This window comes from Lysinibacillus parviboronicapiens, from assembly GCF_003049575.1.
GTDB classification, from domain to species: domain Bacteria; phylum Bacillota; class Bacilli; order Bacillales_A; family Planococcaceae; genus Lysinibacillus; species Lysinibacillus parviboronicapiens.
The window spans coordinates 20,225-36,872 of record NZ_PYWI01000001.1; the positions used below are offsets into that span (position 1 = coordinate 20,225).

19 protein-coding genes are annotated in these 16,648 nt (G+C 40.4%); 3 read left to right on the plus strand and 16 right to left on the minus strand.

The genetic code is table 11. The features are described 5' to 3' along the window. Positions 1–192: 192 nt before the first annotated feature. Both scpB and C9J35_RS00100 read right to left on the minus strand, forming a co-directional pair. On the minus strand, positions 193–786 hold the full coding sequence (gene scpB / locus C9J35_RS00095; RefSeq protein ID WP_054767203.1) for an SMC-Scp complex subunit ScpB: 594 nt from the start codon (positions 784–786) through the stop codon (positions 193–195). Next, positions 758–1,537, minus strand: a complete 780-nt coding sequence (locus C9J35_RS00100) for a segregation/condensation protein A (RefSeq protein WP_107922939.1) — start codon at positions 1,535–1,537, stop codon at positions 758–760. Before C9J35_RS00100 ends, scpB begins: the two co-directional genes overlap by 29 nt. A 170-nt stretch (positions 1,538–1,707) precedes the next feature. On the opposite strand from C9J35_RS00100, the gene C9J35_RS00105 reads away from it, so the two are divergent. After that, the gene (locus C9J35_RS00105) at positions 1,708–2,211 is read left to right on the plus strand and encodes a DUF309 domain-containing protein (RefSeq protein ID WP_107922940.1); all 504 of its coding nucleotides are present in this window, start codon (positions 1,708–1,710) and stop codon (positions 2,209–2,211) included. Between the two features lie 553 nt (positions 2,212–2,764). Here the strand turns inward: C9J35_RS00105 and C9J35_RS00110 are convergent. From C9J35_RS00110 to C9J35_RS00165, 12 genes are all read right to left on the minus strand, one after another. Continuing rightward, positions 2,765–3,136: a GNAT family N-acetyltransferase gene (locus C9J35_RS00110; protein WP_107922941.1), complete on the minus strand. Its 372-nt coding sequence runs from the start codon at positions 3,134–3,136 to the stop codon at positions 2,765–2,767. A 200-nt stretch (positions 3,137–3,336) separates the two neighbouring features. Beyond that, complete coding sequence (lysA, locus tag C9J35_RS00115; RefSeq protein ID WP_107922942.1) at positions 3,337–4,656, minus strand: diaminopimelate decarboxylase; 1,320 nt, start codon at positions 4,654–4,656, stop codon at positions 3,337–3,339. A gap of 215 nt (positions 4,657–4,871) precedes the next feature. Further along, a complete protein-coding gene (locus tag C9J35_RS00120) occupies positions 4,872–6,314 on the minus strand; it encodes a spore germination protein (RefSeq protein WP_107922943.1) in 1,443 nt (480 codons plus the stop codon). 15 nt (positions 6,315–6,329) lie between these two features. Beyond that, positions 6,330–7,121, minus strand: a complete 792-nt coding sequence (gene sigF, locus C9J35_RS00125; RefSeq protein WP_107922944.1) for an RNA polymerase sporulation sigma factor SigF — start codon at positions 7,119–7,121, stop codon at positions 6,330–6,332. Between the two features lie 10 nt (positions 7,122–7,131). Further along, positions 7,132–7,572 carry an anti-sigma F factor gene (spoIIAB, locus tag C9J35_RS00130; RefSeq protein WP_010858646.1) on the minus strand — a complete coding sequence of 147 codons (441 nt, stop codon included), beginning with the start codon at positions 7,570–7,572 and terminating at the stop codon, positions 7,132–7,134. Next, positions 7,565–7,918 (minus strand): anti-sigma F factor antagonist, encoded by a 354-nt coding sequence (spoIIAA, locus tag C9J35_RS00135; RefSeq protein ID WP_054767201.1) that lies wholly within the window; start codon positions 7,916–7,918, stop codon positions 7,565–7,567. The genes spoIIAB and spoIIAA overlap by 8 nt, the downstream gene beginning before the upstream one ends. Positions 7,919–8,299: 381 nt before the next feature. Next, positions 8,300–9,550, minus strand: a complete 1,251-nt coding sequence (locus C9J35_RS00140) for a thymidine phosphorylase (RefSeq protein WP_107922945.1) — start codon at positions 9,548–9,550, stop codon at positions 8,300–8,302. A 13-nt stretch (positions 9,551–9,563) separates the two neighbouring features. Next, positions 9,564–10,745, minus strand: a complete 1,182-nt coding sequence (gene deoB / locus C9J35_RS00145; RefSeq protein ID WP_107922946.1) for a phosphopentomutase — start codon at positions 10,743–10,745, stop codon at positions 9,564–9,566. Between the two features lie 84 nt (positions 10,746–10,829). Continuing rightward, entirely contained in the window at positions 10,830–11,732 is a 903-nt protein-coding gene (xerD, locus tag C9J35_RS00150; protein WP_107922947.1) for a site-specific tyrosine recombinase XerD, read from the minus strand. Between the two features lie 239 nt (positions 11,733–11,971). Beyond that, positions 11,972–12,436, minus strand: coding sequence for a ferric iron uptake transcriptional regulator (gene fur / locus C9J35_RS00155; protein ID WP_107922948.1), 465 nt, complete (start codon positions 12,434–12,436; stop codon positions 11,972–11,974). Between the two features lie 124 nt (positions 12,437–12,560). Next, on the minus strand, positions 12,561–13,073 hold the full coding sequence (locus C9J35_RS00160; protein WP_107922949.1) for a hypothetical protein: 513 nt from the start codon (positions 13,071–13,073) through the stop codon (positions 12,561–12,563). 65 nt (positions 13,074–13,138) lie between these two features. After that, the gene (locus C9J35_RS00165; RefSeq protein WP_107922950.1) at positions 13,139–13,684 is read right to left on the minus strand and encodes an NUDIX domain-containing protein; all 546 of its coding nucleotides are present in this window, start codon (positions 13,682–13,684) and stop codon (positions 13,139–13,141) included. A gap of 74 nt (positions 13,685–13,758) precedes the next feature. On the opposite strand from C9J35_RS00165, the gene C9J35_RS00170 reads away from it, so the two are divergent. Next, positions 13,759–14,658 (plus strand): aldo/keto reductase, encoded by a 900-nt coding sequence (locus C9J35_RS00170; RefSeq protein ID WP_107922951.1) that lies wholly within the window; start codon positions 13,759–13,761, stop codon positions 14,656–14,658. After that, positions 14,655–15,113 (plus strand): VanZ family protein, encoded by a 459-nt coding sequence (locus C9J35_RS00175; RefSeq protein ID WP_054767199.1) that lies wholly within the window; start codon positions 14,655–14,657, stop codon positions 15,111–15,113. The genes C9J35_RS00170 and C9J35_RS00175 overlap by 4 nt, the downstream gene beginning before the upstream one ends. 160 nt (positions 15,114–15,273) lie before the next feature. Here C9J35_RS00175 and C9J35_RS00180 read toward each other — a convergent pair whose 3' ends face one another. Together C9J35_RS00180 and C9J35_RS00185 are read right to left on the minus strand one after the other, a co-directional pair. Then, positions 15,274–15,777, minus strand: coding sequence for a GNAT family N-acetyltransferase (locus C9J35_RS00180; protein WP_107922952.1), 504 nt, complete (start codon positions 15,775–15,777; stop codon positions 15,274–15,276). Positions 15,778–15,999: 222 nt separating this feature from the next. After that, positions 16,000–16,527 carry a GNAT family N-acetyltransferase gene (locus tag C9J35_RS00185; RefSeq protein WP_054767198.1) on the minus strand — a complete coding sequence of 176 codons (528 nt, stop codon included), beginning with the start codon at positions 16,525–16,527 and terminating at the stop codon, positions 16,000–16,002. Between the last annotated feature and the right edge of the window lie 121 nt (positions 16,528–16,648).

Below are 16,648 nucleotides of genomic sequence, written 5' to 3' on the forward strand. Positions count from 1 at the left end.
ATGATTTAAAAGTATTGTTTCTTATATATTGTTTAGACCAAAACACCACCCGGGGTCGTAAAAAATTTACGCTTGAAAGCCGAAAATTTGCTCTCACTTCATGCGCTCAGAAAAATCTTCTCATCTTTGAACATTTTTTGCGGTCAACATTGATTGGGGATTGTTACTGGTCATTTTCACATTTTTCTTACGTTACTTTACGCCACTAAATGTTTCTTGGAATTTTGTCATAAATAAATCGGTTTCTTGCTCTGTTTCACCTTGTTCCTCCTCTGGTAGTGGAGGCATTTCTTCAATACTATTTAATCCAAAGTAATTTAAGAACTCTTTTGTTGTGCCATATAAAATTGCACGCCCTGTTCCTTCTGAGCGGCCAACTTCTTTGACAAGCCCTCTTGAAGCAAGTGTTTGTAGTGGTCTTTCACATTTTACACCGCGTAAATCCTCAATGGCCACACGTGTAATCGGCTGCTTATATGCCACAATCGCCAATACCTCAAGTGAAGCTTGGGACAATGATTGCGCTGTTGGATTCTCTACTAATCTTTGAATGGTATCTGCGAGCTCATGTTTTGTCGTTAACTGATATACCCCGGCAATTTCTTTTATCGTAATGCCTCTCGTCAAATCTTCGTCATATGTTGTACGCAATGATTCCATTGTTTGTGCGACAAGTTCTTCCGCTTCACTCAATAAGTGCGCTAATTGCTTTATGGTTAAACCATCATCTCCCACGACAAATAATAAAGCTTCTATTCTATTTTGTAGCATTATTGTTTTCGTCATCATCCCATTCCTCCTTCTGTAATGTGACCGTTAGTTCTTCAAAATTACCGTCTTGCTGTACGATGACCACTTGGCGTTTCATCAGCTCAAGAAGTGATAAAAACGTCAAAATAAGCGTTGGCTTATCCTCATAGGGGAAAAGTTCGAAAAATGATGCACGTCCACCCGTCGAACGTAATGAATGAACAACAGAACGCATTTGATCCCTGACTGAACGCTCTTGTCTAGCAACTGTTGTCTTCAGTGGCTTTTTTAATTTTTTTCTTCGCATCAGCTTTTGAAAAGCCCCAAGCATATCATAAATATTGACGTTCAAATCAAATAATGCCATTTGCTCATCTGAAGCTAAGCCAGATAAGTCTGCTGGTGGTCGCGTAAACACTTGTGCCCGATCTGACTCAAGTTCTTGCAAGTTGCTTGCTGCCTCTTTATATTTCTTATATTCTATTAATCGCTGTACTAGTTCTTCACGAGGGTCAGGTCCGTCAACTTCTAGTTCGGCATCCTCTAGCTCTCCTTCATGAATTGGTAACAACATACGGCTTTTAATGGCCAAAAGTGTCGCAGCCATCACTAAGTATTCACTCGCCTCATTTAATTCCAGTACCTGCATAGCATGTATATGGTCGATATATTGTTGTGTAATTTCAGCCATTGGAATATCATAGATATCAATTTCCAATCTGTGAATTAAATGCAATAATAAATCAAGAGGCCCCGAAAAGGCTTCTAATTTTACTTCATAAGACATTGTTTACCACCCTGACATTCTATCAATTACGCTTCCAAGTAGTTGTCGTCGCTTTCTGTGCAAAAATTACTTCGACATTAGTTGGAAGCTTCAATTTTATGCAATATGTGGCTAAAAACCAACTGCATAAAGTTAAGTTCACGTTTTAGTATAGTGGAAAGGAGTTCAAAATGCATCCACAGCATCATACTTTATTTATCGACTACTGTGCCTATTTCAATGGCAATGCGGATTATTTCGAGTGCCATGAAGTGTTAGAGGAGTACTGGAAAGACATTGCTCCGGGTGATAAAAACCATCCACTTGTTGGTTATGTACAGCTCGCAACAGGCCTCTATCATTGGAGACGTGGTAATTTTACAGGCGCAGTTCGTATCTTGCAAAAAGCACTCGCTAATTTTCAATACAATGTGGGCCATGCCTTTTTTACAGAAATGGACTACGAAAAACTACTCACACTTCTAAAGGATACGATATGTGCTATTCAAATAGGCAAGTCCTTTCAAGCTTTTCAACTACCGATGACACCAGCATTGCAAGAACTAACGGCCGTTCGTATACAATTTTTACCAACAAGTAGTTACGACTATCTTCTTCATAAACATATGCTTCGTGATCGCTCACATATTCTTGCGGAGCGACAAGAAAGTAAACAAAGAAAAAGCAGACGTTAACACTCGTCTGCATTTTTTTCTTTTAAAATAGAAGTATCTATAGGAAACCGTTGCTTTCCGCTACGGCGGACGCTTTTCGCGGGCACGGCTTCAGTCTCCTCGTTGCTACGCTCCTGCGGGGCCTTCAGCTCATGCTTTTCCCGCAGAAGTCGCCGTCTGCGCTCCAGAGGCACAATGTTAAGAAGAGCTGAATCAAGACCGGGTGTACCATGGAAAGAAACCTTTTTCACCAGAGCCGTTTGAAAAAGAAGAAATGAAAGAAATCAAGGTGAGTACGACTGGCCCTGAGAGTGGCTACTATGTATATTACGTTGGACAACCTTTTGAGGGATTTTAAAAATTGTCCATGCAGCTGATGCTTACTTCCGCTACCATGAATTTGAAGAAGCTAGCTAATTGGACATGGCAAAGTTCCAAAAATGGCGAAAAATAGTTGTAGCATACTACTCTTGTTAATAGGGGCTATTTGGTACGAATATTTCTGATAAAATATCAAAAGGTATTCGGAATGTGATCATTCCCGAATACCTTTTGTCGTCAATCTGAGCAGACGTTAACACTCGTCTGCTTTTTCATCGATACATTGTATACATTTTTGAACAAATTCACGTGTTTCATCAGTTGCGCGCACATTTTCGTATTGGCCAAGGTCTGCCACTTCTTGTAGCATTTCCTTCGCCACACCCTCTCCTCTGTAAGAAGGGATTACGGAAACATGCTGAATTGTTGCAGTATCTTCGTCTATTACAAGACCAACGATACCAACATACTCATCATTCTTTTTCCACAAATATAACACCCAATGATCATCATTTTCATATGATTGGATTGTCTCTGTGAGCTTTTTTATGTCTTTTTCGTTAGGCATAAACGAGAGTAGCCCCATCGCTATTTTCTCGAAAGCTTTTTTATATCGAATTAACATATTTGTCTATTCCCTCTTTTTCTAGCTGTACATAATCTTTGACTATCCTACACGATTTGTACTTTTACCGCAAGTCAATTTCTGTCTTACGAACCAGGTCCGAGAATACCTTTTGAAGCTAACACCCAATAAACAACGCCCCATAACAAAATAAAAGTTGAAATGGATGCAAGTAATACCCATTTATTTTTTCTCAAATTCTACTCACCCTTTTTTAACGTTAGCGGGAGGTCGTTTTGTACAATATCTTCATAACTTTCACGTTTGATGGCTAATTGATGCTCGCCATCTTCAGCAAACACCACCGCTGGACGTGGAACACGATTGTAGTTACTCGCCATTGAGTACCCATACGCGCCTGTACAGAAGATTGCTAGTACATCACCTGAAGCTGCCTCTTGCAGTTTAGCATCGATAATCAATTTATCACCTGACTCACATAGCTTCCCAGCAACTGTGTACGTCTCACTCTTCGGTGCATTTGCCTTACCGGCAATGACCGCTTCATATTTCGCATCATATAGTGCTGGACGAATATTGTCACTCATCCCACCATCGACCGCAATATATTTGCGCACATCTGGTACTGTTTTTTGTGAACCGATTGTATAAAGTGATGTCCCTGCATCGCCAACAAGGGAACGGCCTGGCTCAATCCAAATTTCTGGCATAGTAAGACCAAGTACAGTTGCTTTGTTTTTAACAACTGTAATCATATCCTCTACATATACTTGTGGCTCAAGCGGTGCATCTTCTTCTGTGTAACGAATACCAAAGCCCCCACCTAAGTTTAACACAGTACAAGTAAAATCGTGAGCCTTGTGCCAATCAGAAATTTTATCGATTAATTTTTCACCTGCTAAGCCAAAGCCAGCTGTATCGAAAATTTGAGAGCCTATATGGCAGTGTAAGCCCAGCAGCTCTAAGTATTCATGGTTAAATGTTTGCTGGAATGCTTCATCTGCTTGACCATTATTTAAGTCAAACCCAAATTTAGAATCCGCCTGTCCTGTTGTAATGAAATCATGAGTATGCGCCTCAACACCTGGAGTAACACGCAATAAAATACGTATTTTTTGCTGACGGCGCTCTGAAATTTCTTTTAAAAGCTCGATTTCGTAGAAGTTATCTACTACGATACAACCAATGTTTGCGTCAAAGGCAAGTTCTAATTCGGCAATGCTTTTATTATTACCGTGGAAATGTATGCGCTCAGCTGGGAATCCAGCTTTTAAAGCAGTAAATAATTCCCCTCCTGAGACAACATCCAATGACAGATTTTCCTGTGCCGCTAACTGATACACAGCCACACATGCAAATGCTTTTGAAGCATAAGCTACTTCTGCTTTTACGCCTAGTTTTTTAAACGTATCTATAAAGCCGCGAGCACGCTTACGAATAAGCGCTGTATCGTACACAAATAGTGGTGTACCGTATTGTTTCGCAAGCTCTAGTGTGTCTACCTGTCCGATTGTTAAATGACCGTCTTCAGAAATCGCTTGTGTTCCATATAAATGCATGTGCATCTCTCCCTTTTCACATCGTTCCATCCTGTGATCTACGGCCTTAGCGTCATTGCCTCCACATTACGAACTGTGCTTGCACAATACATAATATATGCTGAAAATTCGCCTGCGCACGCAAAAAACATCTATTGAAAAAAGATAATTTTTGCAAAAATCACAAAATACTATATGTGAACTTTATCACATGGAAAAAACAAGCGCAACGGCTCCTATGACCTTTTTCGCTGTTTGGAAGCAACTACATAAGGCCTTAGTGCATCGGCTGTCATCGGGAAACGGACAAGAACCCGAAGCATTGCATTTGGGAAGAACGGGATTAGTGGCCATAAATACGGCGCTTGTAATGGACGCAGCGAACATAAATACGTAAATAAAATAAATAATCCAATAAAGAGACCATCTGCACCCCATATACCTGTCATTATTAATAACACTAGCCTAAAGAGCTTGATGGAAATACTTAGCTCGTATGACGGTATTATAAACGTAAGAATTGCGGCTACTGCTGTATACAACACAACTTCCGCAGAAAAAAGTCCTACATCAATCGCAATTTGTCCAATAATTACACCCGCAACCAAACCCATCGCAGTGGATAACGGAGACGGGGTGTGAATGGCGGCCATCCTCAAGAATTCAATCCCAATATCGGCAATAAGTACTTGCAGTAAAATTGGAACATGAGACTTTTCCTGAGCACCTAAAAATGATAGCGTTTCAGGCAATAAAGATTCATTAGTTGCAAATAAATACCATAAGGGCAATAATAATAATCCCATTATCGTCCCGAAATAACGCATAAACCGAACAAATGTCCCAACGGCAGGCGCCTGCCTATATTCCTCAGCATGCTGTAATAAATGAAAAACTGTTGCAGGCACTAAAATAACAGAAGGTGAGGTATCCACTAAAATAGCCACATGTCCTTCAAGTAAGTGGGCTGCTGCAATGTCAGGACGTTCCGTATAACGGACAAATGGCACAGGGTGGAACTTTTGCTTAAATAGCCACTCCTCTAATGATTTATCAGCCATTGTGAGTCCATCATGATTAATTTGTCCGAGGCGCTGTCGTAATTTATCGAGCATCTCATCATTCGCAATATCCTTCATAAACGCCAGTGCAACATCGGTTTGACCAATCTTGGATATTTTATGTAGCTCGAAACGTAAATTACTATTGCGGATTCGTCGACGAATCAAAGCAGTATTTTGTGAAATCCCTTCAGTAAAGCCATCCCTTGAACCACGTATAACCTTTTCATTATCAGGTTCCTCTGGTGAACGCCCCGGATAATTACGCAGTTCAGCAACATAACAATAACCACTTTTCGTTATAAATGTTACTTGCCCACTTAAAATGGCCAGTAAGTAAGCTTTGCGCTCTGTTTCCTCCGAACGGCCATGAAAATTGAAGTAAGCTTCAAAATATTCCTGCTCATCTTCAATATCTACCTCTTCATCGGGCAACATACTCGAGAGTAATTGCGTTAAGGCCTCTCCGTCCACAAGACCACTTATATAGGCACAAAGGACCGGTAAATCCTTGACAAATAAATGCTTGATGCCTACGTCAAAAGATTCACCGTCCCCAAACTGATCTTTAAGAAAATTTTCGGCTTCTTCTAAGCTGTTAAATAGTTTATTTGTCATGCTGTCACCATTTTCTTAGATGTCTTTTTTTACCACCTGCTCCTCGACTGTCGCACTTGTGGCCATCCAGCTCTTTAATTGGGCTAGTATCTTTTTCTCTAAACGTGATACTTGCACTTGCGAAATGCCTAGCCTGTTTGCTATTTCCGTTTGTGTACAATCGGAAAAATATCGCAAATAAATGATGGATTGCTCTCTTGGATCAAGTCGTGTGAGCACCTCTTTTAGTGGTATATAGTCAAACGGCTGCTCGGATTTTTCATCCTTCATTTGGTCCATTAGGGTGATGGAATCCCCTTCACTCTCATACAATTGCTCATGTAAGGAAGCGGGATCCCTTAGGGCATCAGACGCTGTCACAATTTCTTCCGCTGTGACATCAAGCACCTGTGCCAATTCCTGAATGGTCGGTGGATGTTCATTGTTTTTGATAAATTCATCGGTTGCATGGCGAATTTTAAAGTTGAGCTCCCGTATAGAACGGCTAACCTTTACCATGCCATCATCCCTTAGAAAACGCTGAATTTCCCCGATAATCATCGGTACCGCATATGTTGAAAACTTCACATCATACGATAAATCGAATTTATCCACCGACTTCATGAGCCCTATGCAGCCAATTTGAAATAAATCCTCGAGCTCTACGCCCCTTGTAGTAAAGCGTTGAACAATGGACCACACAAGCCTCGTATTCCCTTCAATCATACGTTTACGAGCCTCATGATCGCCCTGCTGTGAAAGCGCAATTAACTCACGCATTTCTTCCTGTGACAATAGCTTATCGGACGACTGTTCTAGTGGCTTCATGTTAGCATCCTCACATGACCGCTGTGCGAACCGAGTAAAATTTCTTCGTAAACGTTACAGTTGTGCCCTCTTGCCACTTAGACATTACTGTCAATTGATCCGAAAAACTATCCATAATTGTAAAGCCCATACCTGAACGCTCCATCGCGCTTTTCGTTGTAAACAACGGCTCCATCGCACGACTTACATCCTCGATGCCCATTCCATTATCCATAACAGACACGGTTACAATATCATCCTCACGTTTTGCATGAACTGTAACAACGCCTTTACCATCCTCTTCATAACCGTGAATTATGGCATTAGAAACAGCCTCCGAGACAACCGTTTTAAATTCCGATAGCTCATCAATCGTCGGATCTAATTGTGCGATAAAGCCTGTCACTGCCACACGTGCCAAGCCTTCGTTTTCACTAATTGCTAAAAAAGTTAATGTCATTTCGTTATCCATTTACAATCCCCCTAACTCGCTCAATTGCCTCTTCTTCGGTTGCATCCATCATCCACGGACCTAAGCCAGAAAACTGGAATACTTTTCGCATTGTCGGCGATGGATTCAATAATATCGTTCGTCCTGCGACAGCCTCTAACTCACGCATTCGACCCAGCACTAAGCCGACTCCCGAACTATCCATAAAGGACAGTCCTTGTAAGTTCCAAATGATAGTCGATACAGCACCTTGAAAAATTGCTGATGAAATTTTTGCTCGAATTTGTTCTACTGCATGATGATCGAGCTCCCCATATAAACGTATAACTACTGTCTCTCTTGTTACCATTTCAATTTGAAAATGCATGAACATCGCCTCCTCCTCGTGCAATTCTACGTTCTATGCGGTGAATCCTTGCACCTGACAGAACTAGTGCAAAGTCTTCCGAAATAGTGTCAAATCGACATACTTATGGCTTTTTAGGTTAAATGCAGTATGGGATAAATGAAGATATTTTAAACGTAGGCCACACTTTTTGCAGGAATACTGGTTTTACGGTTAGATTTCGTTGTATTAGAGGTTAATCACTATGGCATATAAGGATACATTTCTAACATGGAAAACAACTTGCAGAGTGCTGTATTTAAACCGTGCTGTTTGAACATAAACATGTGAAACACAAGCTTGGACCCGCCAAACCAAAAAAAGAACCCTCCTAAGGTAAGGAGAGTTCTCGCTCAATATTATTTATGCCATAGTGTAGGCTTTTTGTACTTTATTGATTGTTTCATCAGCAATTTCACGATTTGAATATAAATAAGCAATTGTTTCGCCTGTCTTCACAGCATCGCCTTTTTTGGCTACAAGTTGAATACCTGCATCGTAATCGAGTGCGGATTCCTTCGTTAAACGACCTGCACCAAGTTCCACGCTTGCTTCACCGATTAACAAAGCATTAATCGTTCCCACAACACCGTTTGAGGCAGCTTTCACAGCCACCTTATTTGCTGTATCATTTTGCACGATATCTGCTAAATCGCCGCCTTGCGCCACGATAAATTCCTCGAATTTTGCAACTGCAGAGCCATCTTCTAACACGCGTTTGACAGCAGCCGTTGCCGTCGCTTCATCCTCACCAGCAGCAACTTGATACATAAGAGAAGAAATAATAATACATTCCTCAAGTAAATCTTCATGCGTTTCGTCCTGGCGACCGCTAAGTAAAGAATGTGCCTCCACAACCTCGAGCTTATTACCGATCATTTTCCCTAACGGATTATCCATATCGCTAATATGTGCGATGACTTTTCGCCCTAACTTTTCACCAATCGCTGTCATCGCATCCGCTAATTTCTTCGCTTCTTCTTGCGTCTTCATAAATGCACCTGAGCCACATTTCACATCTAGCACAATACCATCTGCCCCACTTGCAATTTTTTTGCTCATAATTGATGCAGCAATTAAAGGAATGGAATCGACAGTACCCGTCACATCTCGTAATGCATAAAGTTTTTTGTCGGCAGGTACGAGATTACCTGTTTGACCTGCTACTGCAATTTTATGTTTATTGACATTATCGATAAACTCCTGTGACGAAAGCTCTGTTTTAAAGCCTCGAATAGATTCTAATTTATCGATTGTACCACCAGTTATACCTAAGCCCTTGCCGCTAAACTTTGCAACAGGAATACCCAGTGCAGCAATAATAGGTGTCACGATAAGCGTTACTTTATCACCTACACCGCCAGTAGAGTGCTTGTCAATTTTAAAGCCATCAATAGATGTTAGATCAATTACATCACCTGATTCAATCATTGCCTTCGTTAAAAAGAATGTTTCTTCATCAGTCATGCCTAGTAAACGGATAGCCATTAGAAGGGAGCTCGCTTGATAATCAGGAATAGATCCTGTTGTGTAGCCTTCTACAAAGTAATTTATTTCAGCCTGTGTTAGCTCTTGGCCTTGTTTTTTCTTTTCAAACAGCTGTGCCATATTCATAAGAAAATCCCCCTTATTTTAAATCATGCAAGAAACTTTTACCAAATGCTGGTGCTTCAACGTCAAAGTTTTCTGCGACAGTTGCTGCAATATCTGCAAAAGTTTCACGTAACGTAAGCTCACTACCACCTTTAAAACGAGGTGAATAGACAATTAGTGGCACATATTCACGTGTATGGTCTGTCCCCGGGAATGTTGGATCATTTCCGTGGTCTGCCGTAATAATCAATAAATCGTCCTCAGTCATTGCCTGTAAAATTTCCGGAAGACGCGCGTCAAATTCTTGTAACGCATTGCCATAGCCAAGTGGATCACGACGATGCCCGAAATTTGCATCAAAGTCTACTAAATTTAAAAAGCTTATACCGCGAAAATCACGACGTGAGACCTCTGCAAATTTATCCATACCATCCATATTATTTTTTGTACGAATGGCATCTGTTACACCTTCGCCATTGAAAATATCAGATATCTTCCCAATTGCAATAACGTCTAGATTTGCATCTTGCAATGCATTCATCGTTGTGCGACCGAATGGTTTTAATGCATAGTCATGACGATTTGACGTACGTGTAAAGTTTCCAGGTGTACCAATGAACGGACGAGCAATAACACGCCCAACTAAATACTCAGGTTGCAATGTTAATTCGCGGGCAATTTCACAAATTTTATATAATTCCTCTAGTGGAATTATCTCTTCGTGTGCCGCGATTTGTAGTACAGGATCAGCAGATGTATAAACAATCAATGCCCCAGTCTCCATGTGCTCTTGGCCAAAATCCTCAATAACTTGTGTGCCACTTGCAGGTTTATTGCACAGCACTTTACGGCCAGTACGTTTTTCAAGCTCCGCAATAAGCTCTGCTGGGAAACCTTCTGGGTACACTTTGAATGGTTTATCAATATGCAACCCCATAATTTCCCAGTGCCCAGTCATCGTATCTTTACCTACTGAGGCTTCCTGCATTTTACCGTAGTACGCTTGCGGTGCGTTTGCTGCTTGCATACCTTGTAGCGGCTCAATGTTCGCTAAGCCAAACGCCTCCATATTCGGCATTGTAAGCCCATTCATTTGTTCAGCGATGTGTCCCAATGTATGAGAGCCCACATCTCCAAAGTTTGCAGCGTCTGGTGCTTCACCAATACCAACTGAGTCCATAACCACTACGTGGATTTTTTTAAATGTTTTATTCATAATTATTGCCTCCTAATCTCACGACTCTATTTTACCAAAAAACAGTGAAAAATAAAGGTCAGACATCCGACTAAGGTAAAAAAATTACGCGCGTGGATGGAATTGCTTATATACCTCGGATAGTCGTGTTTTACTAATATGTGTATAGATTTGTGTTGTGGATATATCAGCATGTCCCAACATTTCCTGTACCGCCCGTAAATCCGCCCCATTTTCCACTAAATGTGTCGCAAAGGAATGTCGCAATGTATGCGGTGTTAGCTCATGTTGGATGCCTGCCTTTAAAGCATGCTCCTTCATTAATTTCCAACAACCTTGCCTTGTTAAACGTTTCCCTCTTTGATTAATAAAAAACGCATCTGTTTTTGGGTATTTCCCTTGCAATTGACCTCGTGCGCCATCTAAATAAGCACTTAATGCTGACAGGGCACTTTTCCCGAGCGGTATAATACGCTCTTTGCCGCCCTTGCCAAAAACACGGACAAAACCCATTGTCAGGTGGATATCAGCTAAATCAAGTGCAATCAGTTCGCTAATACGCATTCCTGAGCCATATAATAGCTCAAGCATAGCGACATCACGAACTCCCTGAGGCTTACTGCGATTCGGAGCTATTAGTAAGGATTCGATTTCTTCAATAGAAAGGATATTCGGCAGCTTTTGTTCAATTGTTGGCATCTCTAAATGCACAGTTGGATCTGTTTCCGTACGTTTTTCGCGAAGCAGAAATTGATGGAAACTCCGAATAGAAGAAATATGGCGCGCAACTGTACGACTCGTCTTGCCTTGCATACGTAGCTGCTCTAAATGGCGTAAAACCGTCGTCCGTTCCACTTTATGGAAACTAGACATGCCCTCAGCTTCCTGTAAGAACTGCACATAATTTTCTAAATCTCGGCGATAGGATGCTAATGTATTAATCGATAATTGCCGCTCAACTTGGATAAAATGGATATAATCCTCTATTGCATAATGAAAGTCATTCATCCACAACGCCCCCCTTACTGTCAATTATTCTCTATTTTAGCACGCAAACTAAAAAAAGTGCTAAAAACGCCTTTTACTGCGCTCGATAATAGTGCTACAGCCCTGCTTTATTGCCGTCGACGACAAGTTCTATCTCAACATGATGTCTGCCTGTCGACTCTAACGCATGGCAAGCTTTTGACACAACAAAAAACTGTCTGATTCAATCCATTTCTAGATCTTCATCAGACAGCTTCTCGTTATTGTTCTTCATCTTTTTCGTCGTTTTTATCATGACAGCGCCAGCAAATACCGTGGAAAGTTAGACGGTGGTCTTTTATAATAAAGTTCCAACGCTTTTCAACAACGGCTTCCACATCTTCAAGTAAGTCTTCTTGGATTTCATCAACAGCACCACATTCGATACAAACAAGATGATGATGGAAATGCGCAGCTCCCTCTTGGCGTAAATCATAGCGCGATACGCCATCGCCAAAGTTGATTTTGTCGACAATTTTGAGCTCTGTTAGTAACTCTAACGTTCTATAGACAGTAGCTAGACCAATTTCAGGCGCTTTATCTTTTACTAAAAGATAAACATCTTCCGCACTTAAATGGTCCTCTTCGTGCTCAAGCAATACAGCAACTGTTGCTTCTCGCTGCGGCGTCAGCTTGTAACTAGCACTGTGCAACTGTTTTTTTATACGATCAATTCGGCTCTCCATGTGACGCCCCCCTAAACTCATTCCATTATACCAAAGGAGTAAATCCTATTACAAGATAGTGATTAGATTTCAAATATGACATTACATATTTTTACCTGTGGCTACATTTTTACAAATTTATGAATCATTTTAATACATAAGATATTACGATAAACTCAGCAACTATTATGATGAAAAAAGCGATAAAATTCAACAAAATTGTCCGCCCATTCATCTTTTTCCCGATCTTTCGCTTTGACCACGCGGGAACAAGTAAATTGCAAAGGACTAGCAACAATATACAATAGATGAGTTGAAATGGGAACCACCAAATCGTATAAAGCCAAAATGCTTCTAGTTTTTGGAGTAAAAATACCGAACTAAAGCCAAAGAAAGTTGCGCGCATTGCGACCGTGACACGCACTAAAACTTTCAACACGCTATGTGTTGCAAGCAATAACACAATAGCAACGGAAACAGCAACAGGCAATATTAAACGAAAAATGGACTGCCTGTCCCCATCTGCTAAACGTGGTTCTATAAATAAAATAAAAGGCTCTGCATTCGCCCCACCAATAATATGAAAGCAGATGACGCCACAAACGAAGCTCACTGCAACAATCGATGCGTGATAAAATATAGAAACCGTACGAGACATAAGCATGCTCCTTTTCTATCAAGGTTTGTACAGCTTATGCTCGTCCGCTTCTATTATGCTAAAGATTATTTGACTTCCTGTAATGCTAGCCAAAGTACTGCAAACGCAGTCTTGGCGTCATAGATACGCTCATCTGACACCATTGCTTGTGCCTCTTCCAACGAAACTTCTAGTAATTCGACAAACTCATCTTCATCTAAAGCTGCTTTGTTTTCAATGTGGTATAAATCTTTTGCTACAAACAGATGAATGACCTCATCCGCAAAGCCTGGTGACGTTGCAAATGTTTGTAAAAATATAAATTCCTTTGCACCATAGCCCGTTTCTTCTTCTAATTCTCGACGTGCTGTGACAATTGGCTCTTCACCTGGCTCAAGCTTACCTGCAGGAATTTCGATAATTGAACGTTCTAGCGCTTTCCGATACTGCTCAACCATCACAAGCTTGCCTTCATGCGTAATGGCAATGACTGCTACTGCGCCTGGATGCTTAATAATTTCACGTTTGGCCATATTGCCATTCGGTAATATCACTTCATCGACCTGTAGTTTCACAATTTTTCCTTCAAATATAGCTGTTGTCTGTGTCGTTTTTTCTTCAAACTTTTTCATAGCTCCACCCTCGCTTGTTCTTCAGATACTTTTCATTGTACCATTAAGTAGAAGATTCGAAGGAGGTAATTGACTTGAAAAAAAGACAACTAGGTTCAAGTGATTTATTCATATCAGAAATTAGTTTAGGAGGTATGTCTCTTTCGACAGATAAGGAGCAGGCAGCTAGCATTGTCGATATGGCACTAGATGCAGGAATTAATTATTTCGATACAGCCGATTTATATGATTTTGGTGTTAATGAGGCAATTATTGGGGAAACGTTAGGAAAACGCCGACAGGATATAATTTTAGCAACAAAGGTTGGCAATCGTTGGACAGAGGGTGTGGACGGTTGGCACTGGGATGCTTCCCCTTCTTATATAAAAGAGGCGGTACATGCGAGCTTACAACGGCTAGGCACAGATTATATTGATGTCTATCAGCTTCATGGAGGAACAATAGAGGACGATTGGGATGGTATTGTTCATACCTTTGAAGATTTGAAAAAAGATGGACTGATTCGTGCATACGGTATTTCTTCTATTCGACCAAACGTACTCCAACGATTTTTGCCAGCAAGTTCGGCGAAAATTGTCATGATGCAGTATAGTATGCTCGATCGCCGCCCAGAAGAGTGGTTTGATTTCATCGGGAATGAAGGCGCTTCAGTCGTTACACGAGGTACTGTTGCAAAAGGTTTATTGACTAATACTTGGAAAGAACGCTTACAACGCGAACATAGCTATAACGCTTATACGGCAGCGGAGTTAGCGCCGACATTAGCAAGTTTAGCAAAACATTATGACGATTTACACGCGCTCGCATTAGCCTTTAATCTGAAAGAAACGGCAATCGCTTCAACCGTCGTTGGTGCTAGTTCACAGGAGCAACTTGCCCAAACCTTAACCGCCTACGAAAATTCTTTAGGGCTATTGGATTTCGCAACGGCCAAGCAATTAACAAAAACCGAGCAATATCAAGATCACCGATGAAAAAATGGCTTATCTTACTCGCCTTTTTAGTCATACTTGTAATATCTTCAAGCATGACCTATGAACAGCAATCTATTATTCCTGAGTTGGAGGAAGTTTTGGCAAATAAGCCTTTTGAACAACAATTGTCTCGCTTACATATTCCTTATTGGGACACCGTTGTTTCTATTGAAGAACGTGGCTACTTTAAGTTTGTCGAATTTTTAATTCGTAAACTCACTCATTTTGTGGGGTTTGGCTGTATAGCACTTGGACTCTATTTTGCATGGGGTAAACGCCGTTATGCTGCGTTTGTTGCTATCTTTGGCACAATGCTTATTGCGTTGCTCGATGAATTGCGCCAAAGCTTTACACCTGGACGTATGATGAGCGCTCAAGATGTAGTTGTTGACACAGCTGGTGCGATTGTTTTTGTTGGTATTGTCGTGCTAGTGAGGAAAGTACGCAAGGTATAAAGGTATAATGTGAACACACCGTTAAATAACGGCTTATTTTAACAGTAGAAGGACAGTCCGCGCGATGCAGGACTGTCCCATTTTGTTTTATTCACAAATCTATTTTAGGTGCTAAAAGCAACCACAATGAGATCGTTATCTATCTTTGCGACAACATATTTCAAAAAAATCTCCAAAAATATAATTCTTCCGTTTCTGTAAATAGTTGTGCGCCTGCTTTTCCTAATACCTTGTGTGAGGCAAGATTGTCTTTTTCGGTATCTGCAATCACAAACATAACATCAGGCTGGCTTAATAACCAATTTTTCATTGTATTATTCGTCTCCGTCATATAACCGTTTCCTTGATAAGGTACAAAGGTGTAGTAACCGATTACCACTTCTCCTTTGTCATTGGGAAGTCCCTTCATCATAATGCCACCAACTGTACAGTTTTTTTCTTTCGATACGATTAACCAATTCGTGTGCCATAAATAATTGTACTCATCTGCTAATAATTTTGAAAGTCTGAATTTCAAAGCATGTCTAAGCTCTTCATCAAGAAATACCTCTGAATTACTTAATGATAACGCTGCTGCCAATCCATTTTGATGATCAATTAGTAATTTCAGATTGTCAGCGTTTAATGGGATTAACGTTAATCTTTCAGTGTTTAATGCAATCATTTTGCTCTCCAATCATAATTTATAGGTCTTCTCAAAAGACTCAAAACTAATCTATAAAGAGTTATACGTTATTGGCAGCGTCTCCCTTTATTGTTTTCTTCCATAATAAATGAAGGGATAAAGAATGGGTACACATCTGTAATCCCCTATTTGAAGTTTATTTATTTTATCATTCATACGTTAAATTGTAAATATTCCCAAAAATCATTATGATCAGACTTATCAACATCTTAACAGTGAATAAATAAACGTGTCATGGGCTTGCCCATCTTGATACATATAGTCCCTCAATATGCCCTCTTGTTGAAAGCCTATTTTCGTTAGTAACTTGTTGGAAGCTTCATTTTCTATAAAAACAACAGCACCAATGCGCGTTAAATCTAGTTCTTCAAAACCATACGATAACACGCTTGTTACAGCTTCCGTAGTGTAACCATTGCGCCAATAGTCAGGATGTATTTCATAGCCAATTTCTGCGCGTTTATGTTTGGGAAGCCATGCATTAAATCCAATTGTTCCAATTATTCCACTGCTACCCTTTATTTCAATTCCCCACCGAATACCTCGTTTTTCCGTATAGAGATTCGAGAAAAATTCAACGAACTTTGCAGCTTGTTCAACACTTTCCAATGTATCTTGCCCATAATATCGTGTGACATCACGATTGGAGAAACAATTAAAAATCCCCTGTGCATCCTCTTGTTTAATTTCCCTTAATACTAGTCTTTGTGTTTCTAATGTAGGAAACATTTCATCTCTCCTTATGTAATTTTTAACATTTCAGTATCCACGAAGTTTTCGTTTAGTTATTGATTCTACAAATACGCCTAATAACCTTTATTACTGCACAACCATCTATCCTTACAGCGCT